The sequence below is a fragment of the Octadecabacter arcticus 238 genome, from assembly GCF_000155735.2.
Lineage (GTDB): Bacteria > Pseudomonadota > Alphaproteobacteria > Rhodobacterales > Rhodobacteraceae > Octadecabacter > Octadecabacter arcticus.
In genome coordinates this window covers 3,164,835-3,188,051 of sequence record NC_020908.1, presented here as the reverse complement: position 1 = coordinate 3,188,051, position 23,217 = coordinate 3,164,835, and the positions used below count along the sequence as shown (strand labels likewise).

22 protein-coding genes and 5 pseudogenes are annotated in these 23,217 nt (G+C 52.6%); 15 read left to right on the top strand and 12 right to left on the bottom strand.

Annotated features, from left to right (window positions below):
- Positions 1–8 precede the first annotated feature (8 nt).
- Positions 9–1,637 (top strand): FGGY-family carbohydrate kinase, encoded by a 1,629-nt coding sequence (locus OA238_RS16495; RefSeq protein WP_015496039.1) that lies wholly within the window; start codon positions 9–11, stop codon positions 1,635–1,637.
- A 637-nt stretch (positions 1,638–2,274) separates the two neighbouring features.
- Here OA238_RS16495 and OA238_RS16485 read toward each other — a convergent pair.
- From OA238_RS16485 to tnpA, 5 genes and pseudogenes are all read right to left on the bottom strand, one after another.
- Positions 2,275–3,483, bottom strand: a pseudogene (locus tag OA238_RS16485) (IS91 family transposase).
- Positions 3,484–3,498: 15 nt separating this feature from the next.
- Complete coding sequence (locus OA238_RS16480; protein WP_015494990.1) at positions 3,499–4,404, bottom strand: tyrosine-type recombinase/integrase; 906 nt, start codon at positions 4,402–4,404, stop codon at positions 3,499–3,501.
- Between the two features lie 462 nt (positions 4,405–4,866).
- Positions 4,867–6,567: an IS66 family transposase gene (tnpC, locus tag OA238_RS16475; protein WP_015496038.1), complete on the bottom strand. Its 1,701-nt coding sequence runs from the start codon at positions 6,565–6,567 to the stop codon at positions 4,867–4,869.
- A 69-nt stretch (positions 6,568–6,636) separates the two neighbouring features.
- Positions 6,637–6,984 carry an IS66 family insertion sequence element accessory protein TnpB gene (gene tnpB / locus OA238_RS16470; RefSeq protein WP_015493607.1) on the bottom strand — a complete coding sequence of 116 codons (348 nt, stop codon included), beginning with the start codon at positions 6,982–6,984 and terminating at the stop codon, positions 6,637–6,639.
- Positions 6,981–7,325 carry an IS66 family insertion sequence element accessory protein TnpA gene (tnpA, locus tag OA238_RS16465; protein WP_015493606.1) on the bottom strand — a complete coding sequence of 115 codons (345 nt, stop codon included), beginning with the start codon at positions 7,323–7,325 and terminating at the stop codon, positions 6,981–6,983. The genes tnpB and tnpA overlap by 4 nt, the downstream gene beginning before the upstream one ends.
- 246 nt (positions 7,326–7,571) lie before the next feature.
- Here tnpA and OA238_RS16460 point away from each other — a divergent pair, with 246 nt between their 5' ends.
- Positions 7,572–8,117 carry a YaeQ family protein gene (locus OA238_RS16460; RefSeq protein ID WP_015495092.1) on the top strand — a complete coding sequence of 182 codons (546 nt, stop codon included), beginning with the start codon at positions 7,572–7,574 and terminating at the stop codon, positions 8,115–8,117.
- Between the two features lie 365 nt (positions 8,118–8,482).
- A pseudogene (locus OA238_RS33930) lies at positions 8,483–8,596 on the top strand (IS5/IS1182 family transposase); the annotation flags it as partial.
- A 316-nt stretch (positions 8,597–8,912) separates the two neighbouring features.
- Here the strand turns inward: OA238_RS33930 and OA238_RS16450 are convergent.
- Positions 8,913–9,128 (bottom strand): hypothetical protein, encoded by a 216-nt coding sequence (locus OA238_RS16450; protein ID WP_015496037.1) that lies wholly within the window; start codon positions 9,126–9,128, stop codon positions 8,913–8,915.
- A 285-nt stretch (positions 9,129–9,413) separates the two neighbouring features.
- Between OA238_RS16450 and OA238_RS16445 the strand changes: the two genes are divergently transcribed.
- From OA238_RS16445 to OA238_RS30405, 7 genes and pseudogenes are all read left to right on the top strand, one after another.
- Positions 9,414–9,848, top strand: coding sequence for a LexA family protein (locus OA238_RS16445; RefSeq protein WP_015496036.1), 435 nt, complete (start codon positions 9,414–9,416; stop codon positions 9,846–9,848).
- Positions 9,845–11,116 (top strand): Y-family DNA polymerase, encoded by a 1,272-nt coding sequence (locus OA238_RS16440; protein ID WP_015496035.1) that lies wholly within the window; start codon positions 9,845–9,847, stop codon positions 11,114–11,116. Before OA238_RS16445 ends, OA238_RS16440 begins: the two co-directional genes overlap by 4 nt.
- Before the next feature lie 22 nt (positions 11,117–11,138).
- A pseudogene (locus tag OA238_RS33925) lies at positions 11,139–11,393 on the top strand (IS6 family transposase); the annotation flags it as partial.
- A gap of 209 nt (positions 11,394–11,602) precedes the next feature.
- Positions 11,603–11,851 (top strand): DUF1127 domain-containing protein, encoded by a 249-nt coding sequence (locus tag OA238_RS16435; RefSeq protein WP_051076507.1) that lies wholly within the window; start codon positions 11,603–11,605, stop codon positions 11,849–11,851.
- Positions 11,852–11,954: 103 nt separating this feature from the next.
- Positions 11,955–12,041: pseudogene (locus OA238_RS35130) on the top strand (IS6 family transposase); the annotation flags it as partial.
- A gap of 227 nt (positions 12,042–12,268) precedes the next feature.
- Positions 12,269–12,517 carry a DUF1127 domain-containing protein gene (locus OA238_RS16430; RefSeq protein ID WP_044037017.1) on the top strand — a complete coding sequence of 83 codons (249 nt, stop codon included), beginning with the start codon at positions 12,269–12,271 and terminating at the stop codon, positions 12,515–12,517.
- Entirely contained in the window at positions 12,504–12,764 is a 261-nt protein-coding gene (locus OA238_RS30405; RefSeq protein WP_083906732.1) for a hypothetical protein, read from the top strand. The genes OA238_RS16430 and OA238_RS30405 overlap by 14 nt, the downstream gene beginning before the upstream one ends.
- A 236-nt stretch (positions 12,765–13,000) precedes the next feature.
- Here the strand turns inward: OA238_RS30405 and OA238_RS16420 are convergent, their stop codons facing one another.
- The gene (locus OA238_RS16420; protein WP_015494757.1) at positions 13,001–14,023 is read right to left on the bottom strand and encodes an IS30 family transposase; all 1,023 of its coding nucleotides are present in this window, start codon (positions 14,021–14,023) and stop codon (positions 13,001–13,003) included.
- 45 nt (positions 14,024–14,068) lie between these two features.
- Here OA238_RS16420 and OA238_RS16415 point away from each other — a divergent pair, with 45 nt between their 5' ends.
- Positions 14,069–14,476: a hypothetical protein gene (locus OA238_RS16415; RefSeq protein ID WP_044037015.1), complete on the top strand. Its 408-nt coding sequence runs from the start codon at positions 14,069–14,071 to the stop codon at positions 14,474–14,476.
- A gap of 373 nt (positions 14,477–14,849) precedes the next feature.
- Here OA238_RS16415 and OA238_RS30400 read toward each other — a convergent pair whose 3' ends face one another.
- Both OA238_RS30400 and OA238_RS16410 read right to left on the bottom strand, forming a co-directional pair.
- The gene (locus tag OA238_RS30400) at positions 14,850–15,113 is read right to left on the bottom strand and encodes a tyrosine-type recombinase/integrase (RefSeq protein ID WP_083906761.1); all 264 of its coding nucleotides are present in this window, start codon (positions 15,111–15,113) and stop codon (positions 14,850–14,852) included.
- A 59-nt stretch (positions 15,114–15,172) separates the two neighbouring features.
- Positions 15,173–16,456 carry an IS256-like element ISOan3 family transposase gene (locus OA238_RS16410; protein ID WP_015494821.1) on the bottom strand — a complete coding sequence of 428 codons (1,284 nt, stop codon included), beginning with the start codon at positions 16,454–16,456 and terminating at the stop codon, positions 15,173–15,175.
- A 110-nt stretch (positions 16,457–16,566) separates the two neighbouring features.
- Between OA238_RS16410 and OA238_RS16405 the strand changes: the two are divergent.
- Both OA238_RS16405 and OA238_RS16395 read left to right on the top strand, forming a co-directional pair.
- A pseudogene (locus OA238_RS16405) lies at positions 16,567–17,814 on the top strand (IS256-like element ISOan6 family transposase).
- 128 nt (positions 17,815–17,942) lie between these two features.
- Positions 17,943–18,953: an integrase core domain-containing protein gene (locus OA238_RS16395; RefSeq protein WP_015494683.1), complete on the top strand. Its 1,011-nt coding sequence runs from the start codon at positions 17,943–17,945 to the stop codon at positions 18,951–18,953.
- Here OA238_RS16395 and OA238_RS16390 read toward each other — a convergent pair.
- Positions 18,931–19,551, bottom strand: coding sequence for a hypothetical protein (locus OA238_RS16390; RefSeq protein ID WP_015496034.1), 621 nt, complete (start codon positions 19,549–19,551; stop codon positions 18,931–18,933). The two genes, OA238_RS16395 and OA238_RS16390, sit on opposite strands and share 23 nt — an antisense overlap.
- Before the next feature lie 118 nt (positions 19,552–19,669).
- Here OA238_RS16390 and OA238_RS16385 point away from each other — a divergent pair, with 118 nt between their 5' ends.
- Entirely contained in the window at positions 19,670–20,089 is a 420-nt protein-coding gene (locus tag OA238_RS16385; RefSeq protein ID WP_015496033.1) for a DUF6641 family protein, read from the top strand.
- Between the two features lie 51 nt (positions 20,090–20,140).
- Here OA238_RS16385 and OA238_RS16380 read toward each other — a convergent pair whose 3' ends face one another.
- Complete coding sequence (locus tag OA238_RS16380; RefSeq protein WP_015496032.1) at positions 20,141–21,559, bottom strand: tyrosine-type recombinase/integrase; 1,419 nt, start codon at positions 21,557–21,559, stop codon at positions 20,141–20,143.
- 431 nt (positions 21,560–21,990) lie between these two features.
- On the opposite strand from OA238_RS16380, the gene OA238_RS16375 reads away from it, so the two are divergent.
- On the top strand, positions 21,991–22,854 hold the full coding sequence (locus OA238_RS16375) for a hypothetical protein (protein ID WP_015496031.1): 864 nt from the start codon (positions 21,991–21,993) through the stop codon (positions 22,852–22,854).
- A 74-nt stretch (positions 22,855–22,928) separates the two neighbouring features.
- Here OA238_RS16375 and OA238_RS16370 read toward each other — a convergent pair whose 3' ends face one another.
- Positions 22,929–23,141 (bottom strand): hypothetical protein, encoded by a 213-nt coding sequence (locus tag OA238_RS16370; RefSeq protein ID WP_015496030.1) that lies wholly within the window; start codon positions 23,139–23,141, stop codon positions 22,929–22,931.
- Positions 23,142–23,217 lie beyond the last annotated feature (76 nt).

The window sequence follows — 23,217 nt, the reverse complement described above, 5'->3', positions numbered from 1 at the left end:
TGGGCATCATGGCTGAAATGCAGACTGAAAAAAACTACGTCATAGGAATAGATGTAGGGACGGGAAGCGCGCGTGCGGGGGTCTTCAGCACGGACGGGCGCATGGTTGGTACGGCCACATGCGCAACCTCTCTTTACCGTGAGGGTGGGACCATTGTTGAGCAATCCGGCGATGAAATCTGGCACGCAGTCGCAACATCAGTTCGCGATGCAATGGCTGCGTCTGGTGTTTCAGCCGACCAGATTAAAGGCATTGGTTTCGCCGGGACGTGTTCACTTGTTGTGCTTGGCCAGGACGGCGCGCCGTTGCCTGTCGGCGACCCCAAGCATCCCGAACGCAACATTATGGTCTGGATGGATCACCGAGCAGTTGAGCAAGCCGAGCGGATTAACGCGGGCGGCCACCGCGTTCTCGATTACGTCGGCGGGCGTATTTCACCAGAAATGGAAACGCCCAAACTGCTTTGGTTAAAGGAAAACCGTCCCCAAGTGTTTGCGCAAGCCTGGCAATTCATGGACCTTACTGACTTTTTGACATGGCGGGCATCCGGTGATTTGGCGCGCTCGACTTGCACTGTTACCTGTAAATGGACCTACATGGCGCAAGAAGATTGCTGGGACGCAGATTATTTTCACTCTATCGGGTTGGGCGAACTCGCTGACGAAGGGTTTAAACGGATCGGCACAAGCGTCGTTCCTGCAGGGTCTGCGCTTGGTACGGGGCTTTGCAAGCGGGCAGCAGAGAATTTTGGCCTGATCGTCGGCACACCTGTTGCAGCTGGATTAATCGATGCCCATTCAGGTGGAATTGGGTCTGTTGGTGCACTGGGTGGTGGTGGGGCGCAGGCCAATCTGGCGTATGTCTTTGGTACGTCCTCGTGCACGATGACGTCGACAACTGAGCCCGTCTTTGTTCCTGGCGTGTGGGGGCCGTATTATTCAGCAATGGTACCTGGCCTCTGGCTTAACGAGGGCGGTCAATCCGCTGCGGGTGCTGCAATCGATCAATTGTTGGACTTTCATCCCTATGCGCCAAAAGCCCACGCTTCTGCAGTGGAAAAAGGTCAATCGTTGCCTGTTTGGCTAGCTGATCAGGTGCAAATACAAGTGGCAAACGGCATCAAAGTTAGCGCGCTTGCGGGAAAAGTTCATGTTGTGCCGGAATTCTTAGGAAACCGTGCTCCGCACGCAGATCCCCAGACTCGTGCTGTCATCGCTGGTTTGGGGATGGAACGTGATCTCGACAGTCTTGTTTCACTTTACGTCGCGGGGCTTTGCGGCATCGGGTATGGGTTGCGACAGATCGTGCAGTCACAGCATGAAGCAGGTGCCAAGATCGAACGGATTGTTATCAGCGGCGGCGCTGGCCGCAGTGATATGGTCCGCCAACTTTTGGCAGACGCAACGGGTATCGAAATCGCGGCACCTTCTGCTGAAGAACCCGTTCTTCTAGGGGCTGCAATTTTGGGGAGCGTGGCGGCGGGACTTGAGGCGAATATTCACATTGCAATGGAACATATGTCATCGTTTGGGGCACGCTATACACCCGACATCGGCGAAACCCGTAATCTCCATGACTATCGGTTTAGAATATTTGAACAATTGCAATCAGTAGCGCGACAAGCCGCTCGTGACTAATGTTGGATGATTTAGAAGATCCGCGGCGGCACTCGGAATGTGGAGTTGTGTTGCGGGCAGGGTGAGGAATTAGCGCCGTGTTTCACAGGCTAATGTTTGTTTCCAAAATAAGATCAACGTACCGCGATAGGTCCATGTGGTAGCTGCAAGCTCTTATAGCCAAGGGTGCTTAACAGCCATAATGGTCCGCAGACCGACTTTAGAGCCGACAAAATGCTGCGCTCTGCACGAATGGCCGCAAAGACGGGCCGCACCGCAGCATCGGGAAGTAGCGGTGAAAGTCCGCTCTGGTGTAGGTTTCTCGGACGCCACGCGCGAGGTTTGGGTGACGCGGAACATTGCCTGGCGTCGGAGAAGCGCTCAAGCGGGAAATCGCGGGGTTGGTCTGGGTGGATCGATTGTTGCTATGGGGATTTGCGCAATGCGTGTGTTTTCGCCCGGAGCTGACAGGCCAGTTTGGCGGGGCGCATTGAGTTAAGCGCAGCGCCGGTTTTGCCTGCTGTTGGTTGAAACTCACGGTATTTTGTCGGCGTCACCATGTTTTGCCACGCTGATCGCTTGATCAAAGCATGCCGATTGGTTCGCAGGAGATATAGCGAGCGGCCGAGGGTGTCGTTCGTGATGTGCGGTGCGCGCGTCATGCAGCAGCCCTTTGTGTTTTTGGCGGCGCTCTGGGATGTTGGGCTGGTGCGATTGTGTCGACGATTATCAACTGCCCGCCACAACATGGGCAAGGCAGAGCAAGAACACGAGGAGGTTCATCTGCATCGTTGATGGTGTTGCCTTTATCGTGCTCCTTGTGAGGGGTTTTGGCCCCCAGCAGTTGCCGGATCCGCGCGATATTGGCCGTGCGGTTGCTATTCCCATAGAACCCATAATGTCGGATGCGGTGCTGGCCTCTGGGCAGCACGTGGATCAGGAACCGGCGAATGAACTCATTTGTGGATAAGGACATGGTCGTGTGGCGGCCCGCACCTTTGAGGCGATAGTCCTTGGCGCGGAAGGTGACGTTTTGCGCATCGAAACGGATCAACCGGCTGTTTGAAATGGCAATCCGATGTGTGTAGCGCGATAGTTATGCCAGCACCGCTTTTGGCCCGGTGAAGGGTTCTTTGGCGTAGACCACCCATTTGATTTTACGCAGCGGTTGCAGGAAAGTGTCAAAGACATTTCGATCTGCAAGGTTTGTGAGATCGCCGAAGAATTGCAGTTTCCCGGCCTTATGCAGCTTGGCTAGCCCTTCCAGAATGAGCCGCCGATACAAGCGGGATAGAACGTGGACAGACAGGAAGAAGTTCTTGCGGCAGGCGATCCATTTTGAACCATCTGTCGAAAGCCCTCCCCCCGGCACGATCATATGGACATGGGGGTGGTGGGTCATCGCCGAGCCCCAAGTGTGAAGGACCGACGTTATGCCAACCTTTGCCCCCAGATGTTTAGGATCAGCGGCGATTCTGACCACAGTGTCCGCGCTTGCCCGCATCAGAAGATTATAGATCTCGCGTTTGTTCTGATATGCGATGTCAGCAATCTGCTTTGGCAAGGTGAAGACCAGATGGAAATACCGCACAGGCAGCAGTTCAGCCTCACGTGCCGCAAGCCATATCTTCGCTGCACCCGCCTGGCATTTTGGGCAGTGACGGTTGCGGCATGAGTTGTAGGCGATATGCTCATGCGCGCAGTCGGCGCAGCGCGCGACATGACCGCCAAGCGCCGCGGTTCGACAGCGCTCAATCGCACTCATGACTTTGAACTGGTTCAGGCTGATGTGTCCTGCGTTTGCGGCACGCCAAGCAGCACCATGGTCACGGAAGATATCCGCGACCTCCAGTGATCGACTGGGCATGGTGGCCTATGAAGGCTAAGGCTTGCCCTTCTTCCGCTTGGCTCCATTCAGATCATCCAGCGGACTGTCCACTGCCGCAATCATGCCCGTGGCAACGCTGGCATAGCGCGCAGTAGTTGTCAGTTTGGAATGCCCGAGCAAGGCTTGGATCACCCGGATATCGACGCCGCGCTCCAACAGATGGGTTGCAAAACTGTGCCTCAACGTGTGCAGCGTGACCGGTTTGGTGATCCCGGCTTCCCGCGCGGTCTCTTTAAATAGCCGCGATATCTGTCGCGCTGAGAGGTGTTTGCCGCGATAGCCGGGAAAGAGGACCCGCTCGGGTGCAGGAACATCCTTGTCCTGACCGGTCGGCCGTTCTTTCCACCAGTCGCGCAGCAGGCTCAAAATATCGACAGGCAGCATGACGATGCGATCCTTGCGCCCCTTCGATTGCACGATGCGGATGATTTCCTGATCGCTATCGATATCACCAACTTTGAGCCGCACGACCTCGCCCGCACGCATCCCGCAGCCATAAGCCAGCGACAACATCACGCGCGCCTTCAGGCTCGGAGCCATAGCCAGAATGCGTTTAATCTCCTTTTTGCTCAGCACCAGTGGCACTTTCACCGGTTCCTTCAAATGGAAGATCTCGGCCACAAGATCATGCCGTCGAAGGGTCACGCGGAGCAGAAACTTGACCCCTGTCATCGTTTGGTTTCGGGTGCAGATGCTGACGCCGCTCTCGATCAGGTGTTGTTGGAAATACTTCACATCGTCTGGCGTGGCCGTCTCTGGCGAGCGCCCTAACCAAGCCGCAAAACGCTTACAGGCGCGCAGGTGACTACTCTGTGATGCAGGGCCGAGATTGCGCCCTGACATATCGGAAATCATGCGCGCACGAAGGGGCGTCGTTGGTGTCGATTGTTGAATGTTCATCGGAATATCCTCTGTCAATCGAGGCAAAATCACCTCGACCAACAGCACACACCCAAAATCTAGAATCGCGCAACAAATCCCTGTTAAGCCCTACACCCGCAGCAAGCGCCCCTATCGCGGAGCGATTTAGTGCGTGGGCCGGAAGTGTCGAACCCCGCACGCAGGATTAGGCCACCTTTTTATGCGCAAGCAGTTGGGTCAAGACATCGCCGACAATTTCTAACGACTGGACCCGCGCAGCGTGATCGTGGATCATATCGGTTAGGGGCGTGATTTCAATGTACCCGATGCTTTAGCTTTGGCCTTGAATGTAGTTACCTCGTAAACACCAAGGGAACCCCCTTGTTTGGGCCCGGTTTGATCTGGGATTCTTGTGCGAAGCTGTTATTTGGCCGGCGTAATGGGTTTGGATTTTATGATGAGCTAGGGGCCGCGGAGACATAATTATCAGCACGGCCTTGATCAAGCAGCGCCTTTTGCCTCGGCCTCGGCGGTTTTAGCGTTGATCATGTCCTGATAGGCCCACGGCATGAGATCGTTTATACGGTTTGCTGGATGGTCCTGGATGCGTTCCAGCACCCAAGCAAGCCAGGCTTCGGGATTTACCTTGTTCATCTTGGCTGTCTCAATGAGGGTATAGGCGATGGCGGCAGATTTACCGCCTGCTTCTGATCCCATGAAGAGATAGTTTTTACGGCCAACGGCCACAGGGTGCACTGCGTTCTCAGCTGTGTTGTTGTCCAACTCAAGAAAGCCGTGATCGAGATAGGGACGTGCCTTGGGCAGGCGGGCAAGCGCATATTTGATCGCCTTGGCCAGCGGCGTCTTGCTGGAGATTTTACCCAGTTGCTCTTTAAGCCAGACCTCTAGGTCGTCAAAGATCGGTTTGGCGTATTCCTGACGCAGGGCCACGCGTTCAGATGCTGGCAGGAACCGCGCTTGTGTCTCAACATCATAGAGCTTTTTAATCCGCAGCACAGCTTCGCCAGCTACAGGCAGCTTTGTGCTTTCATAAAGATCAAAGATCTCACGTCGCACATGCGCGATACAGGCCATCTCTTTGATGCGTCCCGTTCGGTACGCGTCATTATACCCAGCATAGGCGTCCGCATGGGCAAAGCCTTCATAGGTAGCCAGATGCTGACTGGGATGTTCAGCCCCTCGACTGGTGGAGAATTGGTACCACACCGCAGGTGGTACTCCGCTGGCCCAAGTATTTTCTTTTCGGGCATAGACCCACAGTCGCGCCGTTTTGGTCTTATTCTTGCCACGACCCTTGCCCTTCTGGAGCAGCTTGACCGTGGTATCATCCATGAAGATGGCCTGCGCCTCAAAGACGTGATCGCGGATTGCATCTGAGACGCGCTCCAGCAGTTTGGTGCATTTACCGACCCAACCCGCCATGAGCGAACCACTCAGATCTATGCCTTCATTGGCAAACATCTGACTCTGGCGATACAGCGGCAGGTGATAGCCGTATTTGCAGCACAAGATGTGGGCCATCAGCGCGGGCCCCACAAAGCTCTTTGGAATGGGGCGGCTTGGCATCTCGGCCTGGACGACCTTCTCACAACAGGTGCAAGCCAGACGCGGGCGGCCTATTTGGTTCACGATGTAATGGCCCGGGACATATTCCAATTCTTCCATCACATCCGTTCCAAGCACTTTGAAGCTGCCGCCGCAATCGGTGCAAGCGTCACTGGGGGTGATGGTCGTCTGAACCCGCTTGAGGTTTTTCGGAAAGGGTTTGCGCTTGCGCGGCGTGCGGGGCGGCTTGGCTTCTGCGTCAGAGGACGCATCCTCATCATCCGTCTCAGCGGCTTGTTCGATTTCCATCTCTTCAAGGATCAACTCCAGCGTCAGTTGTGCGCTGCTTTCTGACTTTGAGCCAAAACGGTGTTTTTTGTGACCGTGAAGTTGCAGGCGCAGATCGGCGATGATGGTGTCTCGGTTCTGGATGGCACGCGCATGAGCGGAGCGCTCGGCACTCAGAGCGGCGTCCACTGACGCCATCTCAGCCTTGAGGCGCTTTTGTGCAGCCGCATGGCTCAGCGATTGGCCCAACATTTCTGCATCCTTACGGTCCAATTCTGCGGTCTGCGCGGCGAACAGCGCCTGCACTTCAGGGGGCAGATTAGCCAGATTTGGAGGGATCTGACTCATATCATTTTGTACCAGGATTGGGGCTTTATGGGAATCCCACAAAGACAAATACAGCAACAAAATATGAGCCTATCCAATCATTGAAGGTCGCCATGTTTTCTTAAGAATGCGCCAATCAATCCCCTCCATCAGCATCGCCAACTGCGCGTGGCTCAGTTTGATCTTGCCCTCGCGCGCTGAGGGCCACACAAACCGACCTCGCTCAAGGCGTTTGGTGAAGAGGCATGCGCCCTGACCATCCCACCAGATCATCTTGATCTGATCCCCACGACGACCTCGGAACAAAAACAGATGCCCCGCGTAAGGATCACCCGCCAGAACTTGCTCTGTTTGCGCAGCCAGCCCGTTGAACCCGCGCCGCATATCCGTGACACCTGCCGCAAGCCAGATTTTTGCATCCCCCAGCACAGGGATCATGCTGCAAGTCCTCGCGCTAGTTCCAGCACAAAGCCAGCATCAACATCATCTCTCACACTCAGTTTGCGACCGTTCTCAAGCGTGATTTCTATTTTAGGACCGGGAGATCGCGATGCCGTAGTCCCCTCAAGTGCCTCAACAGGCATAAACTCAGTGGGCGTGGCTGGTTGTTCTTGAAACAAGGGATCATTCCGCCACGCGTATATCCGACTCGTCGTCACCCCATGTCGCTTTGATACCATCGAAACGCTCACGCCATCCGCATGGCTTTCCGCCACAAGCTGACGCTTGAACACATCATCGTATTTGGTGCCGCGACCTCGCTGCTGCTTGCCCATCATCAAATCCCTCAAATTGCGCTAGCAAATCGCCAGCTTCGCGCAATAATCACAGATCAGATCTGCCCTAAACAGAGGGGGTTCCCTTGGTGTTTACGTTACCTCAAACGAACCAACCATCCAGCACCTGCAAGCCACACAACTTGGTCATACCTAGTGTCCCGCCAAGTATACGCAAACTTTTAAAGTGCTTTCGGAAAGTCACCAGACGCATTAGGCACGACTATCTTCACAATTCTGGAGCATGTCATGGCGCAAAAAGCTACCATCTACAAAGTTGAGCTTTCCGTCTCCGATATGGATCGCCATTATTATGAGACACACAAACTAACTGTGGCAAAACATCCCTCAGAGACGGATGAAAGACTGATGGTGCGTATCCTCGCCTTTTCCCTGAATGCCCATGAGCAGCTGGAAATGACCAAGGGTCTTTCAACGGATGATGAGCCGGACATTTGGCAGAAAAGCCTGAGTGGCGAGCTGGAATTGTGGGTGGCTCTGGGCCTTCCGAGTGAGAAGGTTGTGCGTCAGTCCTGTGGCAAAGCCAGCAAGGTGATCGTCTATAGTTACGGTGGCAGGACCGCTGAGATGTGGTGGGAAAAGCTCAAAAACAACACTACTCGTTTTGATAATCTTCAGGTCATGAATTTTTTGCAAGAAGAGACCCGTGATCTTGGCGAGCTGGCAAATCGCTCGATGAAGGTGCAGGTAAATATTCAGGATGGTGAAGTCATGGTCGGCGTAGACGATCGCATCGTCTACGTGACCCCGATCAAATGGAAAAATGCCGCGTAGTTGACTTGTCTGTACAGTATCCAATGAATTGAAGTGCTTTGTGACGCCCCATATTCATTAGATCTGACGTGCAAAAGGTCGCGACGGACAAGATGCATAGCAGCGCGGGGTAAGATAGTTTCACAAACTTAGGACAGGGAATGGTGGACGTGTTGAACAGATTTGGACAGGCGTCAAGTTTTTGTTCCGCGTGACCCTGCGGCTCACGATCTGGTGGCCGAGATTTTCCATTTGAAGGAACCGGTCAAGGCGCTGTTGGTGTTGAGTAAAGACGTAGCAGACTCAGGCTCGAACAGTGATAACGCCTTGGCCGAAACGATAAACGGCCTCTACAAAGCTGAGGTCATCCACCGGCTTGGTCCATGGAAATGCATGCGATCACAGACACCAGTGGACGCCCTATCCGTTTCTTTATCACAGCAGGGCCAGTCAGTGATTATACTGGCGCTAACGTCTTGATGAATGACCTGCCGGAGGCGGTAAGCGTATGGGCCAAGTTCCTGCATCGGCCCTCTAAACCAAAAAACGGTCATGCTCGGGAGGAGGTGAGCATGACCGTTCTTATGTATCCGCGCCTCGGTGCGTCTCGGGAGGAGAAGAAGCAAGGCGCGTCTTCGCCAACATTGCTCGGGAGGAGGTGAGCGCCGTCAACGGTATTTTCGGTTCCACCCGGGAGGAGGTGGGCGGTTCCGAAACTAGTGTTTGAAGCATTGCTTCACGAAAGAGGTTGTGTGCTGGCCTTGCCAGGATCTGAATGTTTGAATGAGGAGGGGGGACAGAACCAAAATTTATGTCTTACGCGCCGTAAGCTGCTTCGTGGGCAACCTGACGGATCGACGATGGCGTAATTCGAAGTTCCTGCAGGTCACGTGGGGAACACTGCTCAAGTTCCTTCAGTACCGTGAAGTAGACCTTACGCTTGGCTGCGTTTTTGGACATTTGAGCGCGGAACACCTCAAAACGAGATCTCAGTGATGCGCCGAAAAAAAATGGTGCTGTTAATGTTGTCATGTCGCCACTCGATTTCTTTAGTTATTTGTACGTTTCTTGTGGTTAAGATGTATAACCATGCTGCAGTTGCACAATGGCCCTTTCCGCAATGCCGCCATGCAGCATTTGCATGAATGCCGACGATGGGGGCTCCATCCGTTTTAGTTTGGGTCACTTTTTAGGCTTTACGGATGCATTGATGTTATTCGTGGCGATACTCCACGTTGCCCGCCGTCGGCCATTGACTCATCATATCGAACTGAGAGAGACAAGAGAACATTTCCAGAACATCAAGGGAGAATCCGTGTGCCTGTTTTTTCGGTTGAGACGCCAGTTATTGCAAATGGTATGCCTGTTCGTCTGGTTGCTAACGCCGTCAGCGCAGGGTTCCCGTCGCCTGCTGGGGATGACCTTGAGGACGAGATTGCCCCCATTTCGTGGGTTGTCCGGCACCCATCATCGACGTTTTGGTGGCGTGTTGAGGGCGATTGCCTTTGGGATGCAGGCATTCGAGATGGGGATATTATTGCCGTAGACCGTGCTGGTAAGCGTCGAGTTGGGCGTGCTGTTTTGGCAGTCGTTGAAGGTGCTGTAACTGCGAAAATATTGCGCAAGCGGGACGGGCGGTATTTCTTGGCTCCGGCCAACAGCAAAGAGAGCTTTCCAGATATCGAGTTGACGGAAGACAGCGAGATATGGGGCGTCATTGCAGGTGTGGTGCGGCGGTATGATCTTGAATGAAGCGGCCCATTGCGATCTCGGACAGCGCAAACTTCTATGTCTCAGCGGAGCGGATATTTGATCCCACTTTAAAGAACGTGCCGGTGATCGTGCTGTCAAACAATGACGGGTGCGCCGTGGCGCGCAGTGATGAAGCAAAAGCGCTCGGCATTAAGATGGGCGAACCGCTGCACCTGTTGCAGGACAAGATCAAAGCGCATGGCGTCCGTGTGTTCAGCTCTAATTACACACTTTATGGCGACATAAGCCGTCGCGTTGTCGAGGTGTACGAGGATTTTACACCCAACGTTGAGATCTACTCGATAGATGAATGTTTCTTGGATTTTGGCGGCTTCAAAGATCGGGATAAACATGCGCGGGCGATGCGGCGTGAGGTGTTGCGCCTGATTGGCGTGCCGGTGCGGATCGGGATTGCTCCAACCAAAACGCTGGCTAAATGTGCCAATGACATAGCGAAGAAGAACCCGATTTTTGGGGGAGTGTTGGACGTGATGGATGACGCACTGGCGACCTGGCTTCTGCCAATGGTGCCCGTTGGCGACATCTGGGGGATTGGGTGTAAGACAGATGCCAAATTACAAAAGCTCGGCATTTATACCGCCGCTGACCCGCGGGATATGCCAACAAAGCAAGCGCGGGCTGTCGGTTCAGTCGTTTTGGAACGGACGGTCCTCGAGCTTCAAGGTGAAGCTTGTCTCGCATTTGATGACATAGAGCCACAACGTAAAGGTATGGCTGTTACGCGGTCTGCTGGAACGCCTATGAAGGATTTTGACACAGTGTTTCAGGCGGTGACTGCGCATGCGACCCGCGCAGCCGAGAAGCTAAGGCAACATGGCTTGGTGGCTGGAACGCTGACGGTGTTCTTCCACACGAACCGGCACCGCTTAGACCGACCACAGTATTCAGGGTCTCGCTCGACACGGGTTACACCGATGTCGTCAGATACGTTCGATCTGGTCGAAGCGGCGCGGCGGTGCGCGCAAGCGGCTTGGCCAAAGGGGGAGGGGCAGGCGTTTGGCTTTACGAAAGCCGGAATAATGCTCGCTGATCTTATTCGTTTCGAGGATCGGCCGCTGACCCTTTTTGATGTTGAGAAGCCGAAGTCAGCGGCTCTCATGAGTGCGCTTGATCAAGTCAATAATCGGTTTGGGATGAAAACGTTGGTCTTGGCGAGTGAAGGGATGAAGCGCCCTTGGCAGCTTAGGTCGGATCATCGAAGTCCACGGTATACGACGCGGCTTACTGACCTGCCGGTGGTTCGATGAGGTTTAAGGGTACTGTCAGAGCAAAATCGGCAACGCTGATCGGCAAGAAACTGGGCGCTGGTTCAACATTCGAGCCGAGAATTAACATCAGCCATTTAGATGAAGAGAGTGGGCCATGCGTCGATTTAGGCGGATGCGAAGTTTGCAGGAATTCGCCGCCATCTACGGCTCAGCACACAACCATTTCAACCAAGGGCGCCATCTCTACAACCGATCAAATTTCAAGCTGAACCGCGTCGCCGCTCTTACGGAGTGGCGCGACCTCTGCTTAGCCTAAGCGATTGAGGTTGCTGGAGAACTGAGACTGGTTCGATTTTGTCTGACAGCATCCTGGTGGGCTATTTCCAATTCATTCTGGGGAAAGCATTGAAAATGCTGCGGTTGCGAAAAGCGCATAAGCGGTATGCTATTTTTAACTCTACTATAGGAAGCGGAGCGACATATTTCGATTGGTAAGACATAACGATTAACCAATGGAGTATGGCTATGGCCGCTTTCAAAACAAATTTTCAACCCGCCGTCCCTTTCAGTATGGCTATGGCCGCTTTCACAACAATTCGCCCATCCGACGTCCCCTTCAAGAACCCTTTTGTTAGCCTGGTAAAATTTTTCAAAAATTGGAACGCCGTTCGTCAGACGCGCGAAACGCTGAACAATTTGAGTGCACGTGAGCTTGCAGACATTGGTATGACACGCGGCGACATTGAGAACTTTGCTCGCCGGGCCCGCGCATAAGCCTTCCTGGCACAATCAATGATAAGGGCACCTCAATCGAGGTGCCCTTATCGGGCACTCTCAGAGCAAAATAGGTTGAGGTGGGCAGGGCGGCACTTAGCTTCTGTGGACGACAAAATACTCATCCTTTCGTTACTTCAATACGAGCCCCGAGATCATCCATCTGGCCGTCATGATGTATGTTCGGTTTGGGCAACGCGAAAAGTCTTTGCAGAGCAGTTGCTAAACCTTTTTGTCACTGCGTCCTCAGCGTTCATGATGGTTATTATTTAAGCAGATACATCGATACTTTGATGGTTCCCTTCTTGTTAGTCATAGCCACTATGCGGATTCAGAGGGTTGGAAACTTGGCTTGCCGGTGCGATTTCTGCAGTGCAGCATAAATACCGCGCTGCAGCAAAGTAATAGGAGTGCACCATGCCAATGGTAGTTTCCCATACGAATAGCTGGCTGACGTCAGGTCTGACTGAACTGCACGCGCGCTACATTAGCCGCCGTAACGCAGCAGCCGAAGTAAAGATCAAGGCGGCAAAATATTTACGATCCCTGACGCAGCTCAACGCTTTGTCGAACCGAGACCTGTTGGACATAGGAATATCACGCGCAGACATCCCCCAGATTGCGTTTGAGCAGTCACAAAAGGAACTCACAAATGAAAATGTATAGCAACACATCAGGCAGCACGTTCGTCTGGGCCCAACATGCCCTTGAGGACGCTGCCATCGCCGTCGGCCACATCGCAACTAGAATACGCAACAGCTTCAAAAACTGTTGGGTCCGTTTCCAGATCAGACAAATGCAGTCGGTCTTGCAAGCGTTGAACGATGGACAATTGGATAAGATCGGTATCAAACGAAGTGGTATCAGGGACCATGCCGAACATCTGGTGACATACGAATACGACGGACTTTGAGCGCGTGATTTGTGGTGGCGAGTGTCAAAACGCATGCATTTGTCACACGATTTGAGCAATAGTTTATCTCGGCTGGGTGTGGCGCGTTCAAGACGCCAAAATGCGCCGCACAATGCCATTGGGCATTGTTTCGATATCACGCACGCAAATACAAATTTGGTTGTCAGGTGGCTTGCAGCGGCTCTATCGAGGTCGACCTGTTGATGCTTGGTTATGGACGGGCGTAGAGCTTGGATTCAAACATCAAGTGCAACGGTTGATTTGAAGGCCGCGATTTCGTCGGCCATGGCTTCAGCGGGTGTTCTCCAACCGAGAGTTTTTCTCGGACGGTTGTTCATCAGGTTTGCAACGTCGTTCAGCCATGTTTGGCTTGCACCGTTCAGGTCAGTTCCTTTGGGCATGTACTGACGCAGCAGTCCGTTGGTGTTCTCGTTGCTGCCACGCTGCCAAGGCGCATGCGGATCGCAGAACCAGATATCGATCTTCAACCGTCTGGCGAGTTCGGGGTGGCAGGCCATTTCGGAGCCGCGGTCGTAGGTCATGCTCTTGCGCAAAGCAGCGGGTAGTCGTCTCATCTGGCGGGTGAAGCTGTCGAGCGCGGCCTCGGCCCCATTGCCGTCCATTTTGCAAAGAATGACAAAGCGTGTCTTGCGCTCGACCAAGGTCCCCACTGACGAGCGATTGAATGCGCCCTTGATGAGGTCGCCCTCCCAATGGCCTGGTACCAGTCGCGCTTCGATCTCTTCAGGGCGGTTGATAATGCGCAATGATTCCGGGACCATAGCACTGCCCGCCGCTGTCCTGCGCTTGAGCCCACGCTTAGGCTTCGCTTGACGCAACGCCTCGATCATCGCCGCCTTCAGCCCACCACGTGGCTGCGCGTAAATCGCGGCATAGATGGTCTCATGGCTCACATGGGCGGATGGATCATCAGGCTTCATGAGACGCAGTCTCTGCGCAATCTGCTCAGGCGACCAGTGCAGATGTACGAGCTTGCCATGAACAAAACGATAAAGATCGCTCCCCTCCACAAGCTTGCGCTCGCGGCGGCAGCGCGCACGCCGGGCATCATAGGCCTGCCGCGCCGCTTGCGGGCAATAGCTGCCGTCTTCCTGCCGACCTCGCGCCAGCTCACGGCAGATCGTGCTCGCCGGGCGATGCAAAAGCTGGCCGATCAACCGCTGACTGCTGCCCCTATTATGCTCGGCTAATATCACGCCACGGTCCTCGCTGCTGAGGTGCTTGCTTCGTATGTCCATCACAACATCCTATGCCCAAAGGGCTCTGAGTGTTGCATTTGAAACTTGAGCCTAAGCAACAAAGGTGAGGGTGCTCGTACGCGAGGCAAGAGCAAGGAGGCGTCAAAGCATTTTGCACATGCTGAAGCGCTATTTGAACGGTTACACGTATACTTGGATGAGATAATTGCAGCAGATGCTGGGCTGCTTGTTTGGTTTGATAGGGATATAGACAGCAGTGCGTTCGGATTTGAACCAGGTACAGTTCCGGTAGTTGTTACAAGCAGAAGCTTGGATAATAACGGTGGCGGGCTGGTAAGTCATAAACGCACGAAACGAGACATAAAGCTTGATGCTGTTGAGTGCGCAATACGTGACTTGGAACTTAAAGCAGCTGGGGCAGACGAGCGTGATGATGCAACAACAGTGCAACTTGAAAGCTTTTTGAAGCTGCGAGATGACGACGTAATTTAGGCGTAGAATTTTCGTGCATAAATATTTGACGCTTGAAGGGGTAGTTGGCTGACAAAGATTTTGCAGCGCAGTTTTAAGCACTGAAGTACTTACAGATTTGAGGTGGTGATTTTGCACATATGGGAGATTTTGGACGGTAACGCGCAGCTAAAAAGCAAGCCGATACGCACCAAACGTACACAGACAAACGACTTTGAGAAAAACGCGACGCGGTTACGGAGTAAGGAGCGGAAACTAAGCCCAAAAAAACCCATCAAACCAGTTAAGCATGTTACTTAAATAGTGGTTTAAGTTCAAAAACACACGATTTTTGCATCTTGTACACTTGGGGCAAGATGGTTGTACTTGGGGCTGAGAGGCATAGTGCAAATACTTAGTAGCTAACCAACTCAACAGCAGCACGCAGTTTGTTCTCGTTCAAATCAATGTAGCGCATGGTTGTGTTCAAGTGCTTGTGTCGCGCCAAAGCTTGCACAACACGCGCATTAACGCCTTTGTCAGCAAGTTCAGTTACAAACTGCCTTCTGCCGCTGTGCGAACTCGAGCTATGACTGAATCTGGTGTTTGAGTGGTTTGAAGGTTGGCGGCGTATCTGGTTGAATTGTTGTTGGAAGACAGCAGCCCAACCAAAGGAGATACACGGGGATGTCCCGTACGATGTTGAAAATCGGGCGAGTGGCGCTGCTTGATTGATGGTTAGGCGACGTCCTTGATTTGGTCAAGCGTTACGGTATTGCGATGATCTAGCAAAGCTTGCTTGAGAATGGGGAGTTGCTTGTAGGCCTTTAGGCGGCGGAAGCCTTTCGCGGCTTCCAGCATACCAGCCCCTGTCCAGCGCAGCGCCATTTTTGCATCGCGCCAGCGTTTGACGTTTCGACAGACCTGTCGGATCACGCTGTTCATAGATTCAATGATGTTGGTGCTGGCCAATGAGCGTCTCAATTCCACAGGTAGCCCCAACCTAACAACAGTTAGAATTTCGTCTAGGCCCTCAAGGATCGACTTTGAAACGTCCGGAGCCTCAAGCTCTAGTCGCTGGGCAAGATTCCGCATCAACCGCTCGGCTTTGTCGGCATCATCAAGCTCCCATGCTTGCTTCAGCGCGCGGCGTACGGAGGCGTGCAGCTTTGGAGGAAGCCTGTCAGTTATGTTGCGGGCCTTGTGTATCTGGCATCTTTGGATGGGAATATCGGCACCAAATGTGCGCCGAATTGCCTTGGTCAGTGCCTTAGCCCCATCTACGATGAACAAATAGCAGCCCGCTGGATCGAGCCCACGCTCTATCAGATTGTCCAAAAGCGCCTGAACCGTCGCGGCGTTCTCGGTCGCCCCTTCAATGACGCCCAGAGGGTGCTTTTCGCCTGAAACCTCCACACCCACGGCCGCAAGCACCAACAAATGATCGTCCAAATGCAGCCCGTCGATCTGGATCGCTACAAGGTCAAGCTCCGATAGATCAGATGACATCCACTCATCCAGGCGCGCTTGGGTGAGTGCTTTGAAGCGACGCGAAACTGCTGACCTGGACAGCCCGCTCCCTGCCTTATTAGGCACCTTCGCTTCGGGCAGCCGTACAGCTCGGTCATACTTACGGGTGGAAACATTCATCAACATTAGGCTCATTGCCCATTGTTCAAGGAAGCCACCCGAGGAGGCCTCTTCCCAGCTCGGCAGGACAATCTCTTTACCGGTCACTTTATCGCGCACACGGGGGCGCTCCAGCTCAATCTTCCCACCATGGAACCCAACCTGACCTTTCGCGGTGCCCCATCTGTGGCCAGGCTTGTCAGTGCAATGCTCGTATCGGCCACCCGCCAGCGTATCTGCGTCCTCACCAAACATCTGAACCAGACTGGCGACGCCCGCCGTCAGGCAGAACTGCTCGAAGCTCTCGCCAACTTTGTCCCAGGCTGTTTCCACGAGTTGATGAACATTCGACGCGCTGGCAAGTCCAGCGCTTGCTGTGATAGTCTTCTTCATGGTGTTGCTTCCTTTTGCGATTAAACACCCAGAGCCTACGGCTCAGGGGAAGCAACGCCACCCTAAATTAAAATTTCAACATTCTTCGGGACATTCCCAGATACACCACCATGGGAACTACTAACATTGTTGATTTTGCGCGTCGAGACGAGATGACGGACGCGTTGACGGAGTTGCTGAAAACGGGAGCACAACAATTGATCGCGACAGCAGTTGAGGCTGAGCTTGTCAGTTATTTGGCGCAATTTACCGGCTTACGCACCGATGCCGGTCACGCGGCAGTCGTGCGTAATGGACATCATCCGGCCCGCCCGTTTCAAACGGGCATTGGCCCTGTGAGCGTGCGCATTCCAAAGGTTCGGTCCAAGGACGGCACACCGGTGACATTCCGGTCTGCCCTGGTGCCGCCCTATGTGCGCCGCACGAAGACGCTGGAAGCGGCCTTGCCATGGCTTTACCTCAAAGGGATCTCCAGCGGCGAGATGGCTCCCGCCCTCAAGGTTCTTCTGGGCCCAGATGCCGTTGGCTTGTCGGCTAATACGGTTTCGCGTTTAAAACGCGATTGGGCCAATGAATACGAGGCTTGGAAAGGCGCTGAGTTAGATGACGAGCCCATCGTCTATATCTGGGCCGACGGCGTTCACAGCGGCCTTCGGGGCGAGGATGACAAGCTCTGTGCCCTTGTTATTATTGGGGTAACTGCCCGTGGCAAGAAGCGATTTCTGGCAATTGAGGATGGGGTGCGCGAGTCCACGCAGAGCTGGCGCGAGGTTCTGCTTAACCTCAAAAGCCGAGGCATGAATGCGCCCAAACTGGCCATCGGGGACGGTGCCATGGGGTTTTGGGCGGCCATGGACGAAGTCTATCCTGAGACCCGCCATCAACGCTGTTGGCAACACAAAACGATGAACGTGCTCAATTGTTTACCCAAGCTGTCTCAGCCAAAAGCCAAGGCCGCGCTGCACGACATCTAGCAGGCCGAGACCAAAGTCGATGCAGAAAAGGCGTTCGATCTGTTCATCAAAACCTACGAACCCAAATATCCCAAGGCCACACTATGCCTGCAAAAAGATCGTGAGGAACTCATGGCATTCTTCGACTTCCCGGCGCAGCATTGGCAAAGCATCCGCACTAGCAATCCAATTGAATCGGCCTTCGCGACGATCCGGCATCGTACCAAGCGTTCAAAGGGCTGCCTGTCACGCGATGGCATGCTGCACATGATGTTCAAACTGGGGCAATGTGCTGAGCAAAATTGGAGGAAGCTACGCGGCTTTGACTACCTCGCAAAAGTCATCACAGGCGTCACGTTCAAAGACGGAATCGAAACCACAAACCCCGACCAGATCACCGCATGACCAACAATACTCAAACACCAGATTTGACAATTGAATAAGTTCAGATAGATGTGAGACAAAATTTTGTTGCCAAGATTTAGGCGACCTCGGAGACTGAGAATTGAAAGAAACCAGCTCACGAGGCCAATATGCAAATCATCGGACTGCACAAGAACGTTTATAAACTTTATGCTTGGGCGCGGACACAAGAATGTTTGGACGTGTACCGTATCAAATACGAAGGTCAGGTTCGGCAATGGGACGACTTACGTACAGAGGGCGTTTCTCTATCAAAGTGCGCTGAATTCGTCGGCATCTCGCGCGCGACATATTACCGTCACAAGCGTATTTTGAAGGATTTGGCGCAGGCAATCATACCGCCTTCAAAGGCTCCCAAACGCTGCAACAAGTCACAGTGGGGCGAGGCAGAAAAGCAATTGGTGCTTGAGGCCCGCCGCGACAATGAAACCTACGGTAAGGAGAAAATAGGGGCCATCTTGCGTCGCGACAAAAAGCAAACCATGAGCGATAGCACCGTGGGGCGCATTTTGAGCTTTCTAAGGAAAAAAGGCCTGATCACACGATCAAGATCTGCGCCCCAAAAGCGCAAGCGTAATTTTTCCAAGGGGCATGCCAAGGGATGGAAATATAGGGATTACAAAGATATTGTGGTTGGCGAGCGTGTGCAGATCGATCATATGACTGCCACGAAGAACGGCGTCACGTGCAAACACTTTCAAGCCTGGGAGAGGTGTAGCAAGCATATCCACGCGCAAGTTTATTCGAATGCCACGGCACGCTCTGCCAAACGGTTTTTGCAAGAACTCGTGGAAATAGCTCCCTATAAGATCATCTCAATTCAAGTCGATGGCGGGTCTGAGTTTATGGCCGATTTTGAGACAGCGTGCGAACAGATGGAGATCCCGCTCATTGTGCTGCCGCCAGCAAGGCCAAAATACAACGGTGGTGTCGAGCGCGGTAACCGCACCTTCCGCGAAGAGTTCTATGCATGTCGTGATCTCATTGCCGACAGCATAGGAGCGATGCGGTTTGAACTTCGAAAAGCCGTCGATAAATACAACACATTCAGGCCTCATCATGCCTTGAAAGGCAAGACACCAATGGAGTACATTCGAATCACTCAGGCCAAAGTCGTGTGAGTCTCAAAACACCTGAACCTATAAACAATAACTCTTCCATAGCCTCGTAAGCCTGTGTTAAATGCCTGTGCGAAATCCTGTTTGCTATGCGCTTAATCTGCGCTTCCCTGTCAAATGTGCCTGTGTCTATGCCTGCTGCGTTTGTGTGTGAAATTTTCTCGCCTAGTAAATCTGTGCCTAAATGTCGTGTATCCTTTGTCGCGTAGCCAATTGCAGCACGTGCATTTTGTATTGGTGTAATCCAGTTGTGCGCAACGTCAGCTGTCGTTGTGTCCATGTTTGCCCAAAGCGCGTTCAGCACAGCACAGCATGGTCTCACTGTTATTGGTGACTTTGCAATAAAGTGTACGTGCAAGTTTTGCCCGTCGCTTCCGTACTCAGTAAAGCACCAGCGCTCAACGCCGTAGCCTTTGTTAGCAGCCTGTCCAAAAAGCATTCTGTCCACTTTGTGCCAGTATGCACCAAGTAACGCCGTAGCTTTGCTTTTGCCGATAGTGCGTCCGTTGTAAAATTTCAGCGTACCCGCAATGTCGTAGTCGCTGTCAGCCAGTCCATCAATCCAGCCTTTATGTGTCGTCTTTCTCCAATTTGTCGTCATAACTGCGGTCCCTTCGCAGTTATTTATCCTTTGTCGGCAAAGGTCGAATATTTCGGTCGTTCTGCTTTGTGTTTGAATTTATTGTTTGAGTATAGATACTTACAAAGGAACAACTGATATGAGCGCACTTGCAAAACTGAACTTGAAGACCGTGCAACGTACTGTGAAACAAGATCCCGTACTTGCACGACGTGATAAACTGGTTGCGGCTATTGAAGAACAGGGCAGGGTGCTTGCTGCTGTTGTAGCTGGCGAAGAATACACTGTGAAAACGAAACGCTGGCAAACAAATGACGCAGGTGAACGTGTACGCGTTGAGCATGAAAAACGCGTGCGTGCTTGGTTTTTTGAGCAAGACGCGGGCTACTATGTGCAGTGCCGTTATGGCAGTCGCGTTTTAAACATTAACGGCAAAAGCAACGCCGTGTTTGTGGATAAACTTAATGATGTTGCTGGCGTAATTGAGGCGTTTAAAAAAGCTGCTGAAACTGGTGAGTTGGACAAGGCTGTTGTTGAAGCTGCTGCAAAAAAGAAGTGATCCAGCATTACACGTTACCGACGCACTGCACCAAAAAATGCAGTGCGTTTTCTATTTGCCGTTCAAAATTTCAAGCAGCGTTGCAGCGTCAATCTTTCCATCACTTTTAGCTTTGAGCGCCTTCAACGCACTCGTTTCCGTAACTTTGTAATCAGCCCTGCTTGTGCCCAGTGCAGCCAGCAATTCAGTGCTAGTCAATGTTCCTGCATCAAGCATCCCAAAAGCTGTCTCAGCTATCGCGTCACTGCTGTTTGCTGTCGGTTTTGTTTTTGTTTTATTTGCTCTACCACTGTGCATGTGAGCATTAAACATTGGGCTATATTTGCTGTAGTGTCTGTCTAGCATCTTCGTGCTGTTGCCCATCTGCCTTCCCAACTTGTGCGTGCTCATGCCCCGCTTCAAGTCTTGTGTCGCGTAGTAGTGCCGCCAACTGTAAAGCGTGCGTTCCTTGCCGTCAGCACCTGTCTTTAAATTCAGCTCATCAAGCAGTGTGTTAAAGTGTGCATTCAAGTTATGTACGGTGGCAACCTTGCCTAAGCTTGTAATAAATACAATTTCATCAAGTTTTGCGTTTATAAGGCTATCAAAATCAGTAAAGCTAATGTTTGGATTGAGTTTGCATTGTCTTATCAAGTAGACCTCAACCCTGTCTCGCGCCACCGTTTCACGTGTGTTGGTTTTTCCATCTACGTTAATAACTAAGTAGCGTTCACCGTCTGCTTCTTGCCATTCAATATTTTTCCAGCGCAGTCTAAGTGCTTCAGTGCCATGTCGTATGCCCGTATTTGCTAGAAACAGCACATAGTTGCGCAGCATTTTACGCGTTGCAGCAGCTTTTGTGTTCGTCGTTTCTTTATCAAACGTGCGCAGCGCTGTATAAATTTTCTTGTATTCAGCGTCTGTAAAGCTGCCTCTGCTCTCGCTTGCCGTACCTTTGTTGAGCAGGGTAGGCCGCAAAGATTTAACCATCCAGCCACGCAATTCCGCTTCATTAAAAACACGATTGAGCGCTGTGTTGTGATTGTTGATGCCACTTTGTGAAAACGGCTTTTTGTTCGTTTTAGTGCGCCATGCGTCAAACCTCGTCAGCCCAGCCAAGTCTATCTTTTCAACATCAGTGTCGCTAAAGTAAGGTATCAGCCATCGCTTAAGCGCAGATATGTAATCTTTGTACGCTTGTTTGCCTGCACCAGCATCCAAATCGTCTTGCATCTGTTTAATCGCAAATTCAGCAACGTGTTTAAACTTACGCGTTTGTGCTGGCAGATTGTTGTCTATGCGTGCTTGCGTTTCCATAAGCAGCTTCCACGCACGCACTTTTGCTTCTTCCAAATCATCAGTCTTTGTGCTGCGCACAATGCGCTTGCCGTTGTTCAGCGTCAGCCGCGCATACCAGTTTTCACTACCCTGCCGCTTATCCAGCTTCAGTTTCTTGTGCACTTTTATTGTATTAATGCCGTAGCTCATCATCAGCCAATTTCGTTAAGTGTCTGTTCAACATACACTACTTTGAAAGCTGTCAAATTCAGAGCGAAAACTACACGCGGACTGTGTACGAGTTGTGTACAAAAGTGCGTTGACTACATATTGTGTGTTTTGGGGATATTTTAGTTTAAAAACACAATATGTTGGAGGCGAGTAGGAGAATCGAACTCCTGTACACGGATTTGCAATCTGGAAAATTCCACTGATATAATAGGGAAAAATTGTAAACGGACTTGTTTCGTTCACGGTCACCTTTCAATGGGTTACGAGCGTGAGGTAAACGGTTTTTCGCAGGCCAAAAGGCAAAGAAAAACCGCTGAGGGGGCGGCCACCCACCTCAACGGCATAGAAGAATTTTTCCTCCCTCATTATTACGCGAATTTAGGCCTGACCTCAAGCCAATTGGCGGTGCGATTATGAGTTGGCGTATCGCAAATGAATGCGCAGAGCGTCGCTTTGGCAGTGCCGCGCGCAAACAGATCATCATGTTTCTTGCAGACAAGGCGAGCGATGACGGCTCGGGCATCTGGTGCTCCAAAGGAACGATCCAGCGCCATACAGAGCTCAGCGAGAGTACCGTGAAGCGCACGATCATCGACTTCCTGCAGGAGGGCATTTTGATCGAGACTGGGCGGCGGCACTGCAAGAACGGCTATACCGTCATTTACCGCATTGTTCCCGAAAGCGTGGAGGCGATGGAAACCACTGCGGAACCCGATATCGTGACGGGGGTCACTGTGAACCCCGTCCAGCCTGAACCCGGTACGGGGTCCACGGTGGCCGGGGTACGGGGTTCACGGTGGACCCCAAACCATCCTAAAACCATCCATAAACCACCTACGCGCAGGCGCGAGGCGGCGGCGGAGGTCGAAGATCTTGAAGCTGAGAAGATCCTGGCGGCCTATCCCCGGGACAGGATCCGAGACCGACGGACCTGCCTGAGCCAGATTGCAGCGTCAGTGAAGGCAGGCATTGAACCCGATGATCTGCTGAAGGCAGTCAAAACCTATGCCACTGAGACCGAAGGGTACACGCGCAGTAAGATCTGTTTCTCGGACAATTGGTTCAAGATGCGCCGATGGGAGAAGGGCCTTGTTCAGATACAGGCCGACCGCAAGAAAGCGCGAGAGGCCGAAGCCAAAGGCCGCGCCAGCCTTGTGGAGTGGATCCATGAGCGCCACCCTTTGTGCCGTCATATCACCAACCGGCAGACTGAGGACTTGATCGCTTTGAAACTGGTTACGCCCGAGCAAGTACGCGCGGCGGGGCTGCAGGCGTGACAAAGGTTTTTCTGAAAGCGGCGGTTCTTGCTCTGCAGGTCTGGAGAAGTGCCACGAGCAATCGGGCAGTGGGGTCAGCTGTTGATCTCAGCCTCGAAAGTCTCGATCTTAGCCAGAATTTCATCGAAGGTCGGCACGTCACCGATGATCATTTCCCGCATGCCCGCATAGTCTTTTCGAAGCGCAGCGGTGAGACCGTCGTTCGGTGTCAGGCGAAGAGAGCCAGGTTTGGCACCTTCGTAGTTCGCTTTGGCAGATTTGAAAAAGACCGATTTATGATGTGCCACTTGTGTCAGCAAATCGAGACTTTGGAGCGCGCTGAACTTCGTCCCTGTTGCCGGACATTGGGGTACTTTACCCCAG

Coding starts and splice junctions, on each gene's coding strand:
- OA238_RS16495 (WP_015496039.1), top strand. CDS start 9: ATGGCTGAAATGCAGACTGAAAAAAACTACGTCATAGGAATAGATGTA.
- OA238_RS16480 (WP_015494990.1), bottom strand. CDS start 4,404: ATGAACATTCAACAATCGACACCAACGACGCCCCTTCGTGCGCGCATG.
- tnpC (WP_015496038.1), bottom strand. CDS start 6,567: ATGAGTCAGATCCCTCCAAATCTGGCTAATCTGCCCCCTGAAGTGCAG.
- tnpB (WP_015493607.1), bottom strand. CDS start 6,984: ATGATCCCTGTGCTGGGGGATGCAAAAATCTGGCTTGCGGCAGGTGTC.
- tnpA (WP_015493606.1), bottom strand. CDS start 7,325: ATGATGGGCAAGCAGCAGCGAGGTCGCGGCACCAAATACGATGATGTG.
- OA238_RS16460 (WP_015495092.1), top strand. CDS start 7,572: ATGGCGCAAAAAGCTACCATCTACAAAGTTGAGCTTTCCGTCTCCGAT.
- OA238_RS16450 (WP_015496037.1), bottom strand. CDS start 9,128: ATGACAACATTAACAGCACCATTTTTTTTCGGCGCATCACTGAGATCT.
- OA238_RS16440 (WP_015496035.1), top strand. CDS start 9,845: ATGAAGCGGCCCATTGCGATCTCGGACAGCGCAAACTTCTATGTCTCA.
- OA238_RS16435 (WP_051076507.1), top strand. CDS start 11,603: ATGGCCGCTTTCAAAACAAATTTTCAACCCGCCGTCCCTTTCAGTATG.
- OA238_RS16430 (WP_044037017.1), top strand. CDS start 12,269: ATGCCAATGGTAGTTTCCCATACGAATAGCTGGCTGACGTCAGGTCTG.
- OA238_RS30405 (WP_083906732.1), top strand. CDS start 12,504: ATGAAAATGTATAGCAACACATCAGGCAGCACGTTCGTCTGGGCCCAA.
- OA238_RS16420 (WP_015494757.1), bottom strand. CDS start 14,023: ATGGACATACGAAGCAAGCACCTCAGCAGCGAGGACCGTGGCGTGATA.
- OA238_RS16410 (WP_015494821.1), bottom strand. CDS start 16,456: ATGAAGAAGACTATCACAGCAAGCGCTGGACTTGCCAGCGCGTCGAAT.
- OA238_RS16395 (WP_015494683.1), top strand. CDS start 17,943: ATGCAAATCATCGGACTGCACAAGAACGTTTATAAACTTTATGCTTGG.
- OA238_RS16390 (WP_015496034.1), bottom strand. CDS start 19,551: ATGACGACAAATTGGAGAAAGACGACACATAAAGGCTGGATTGATGGA.
- OA238_RS16385 (WP_015496033.1), top strand. CDS start 19,670: ATGAGCGCACTTGCAAAACTGAACTTGAAGACCGTGCAACGTACTGTG.
- OA238_RS16380 (WP_015496032.1), bottom strand. CDS start 21,559: ATGATGAGCTACGGCATTAATACAATAAAAGTGCACAAGAAACTGAAG.
- OA238_RS16375 (WP_015496031.1), top strand. CDS start 21,991: ATGAGTTGGCGTATCGCAAATGAATGCGCAGAGCGTCGCTTTGGCAGT.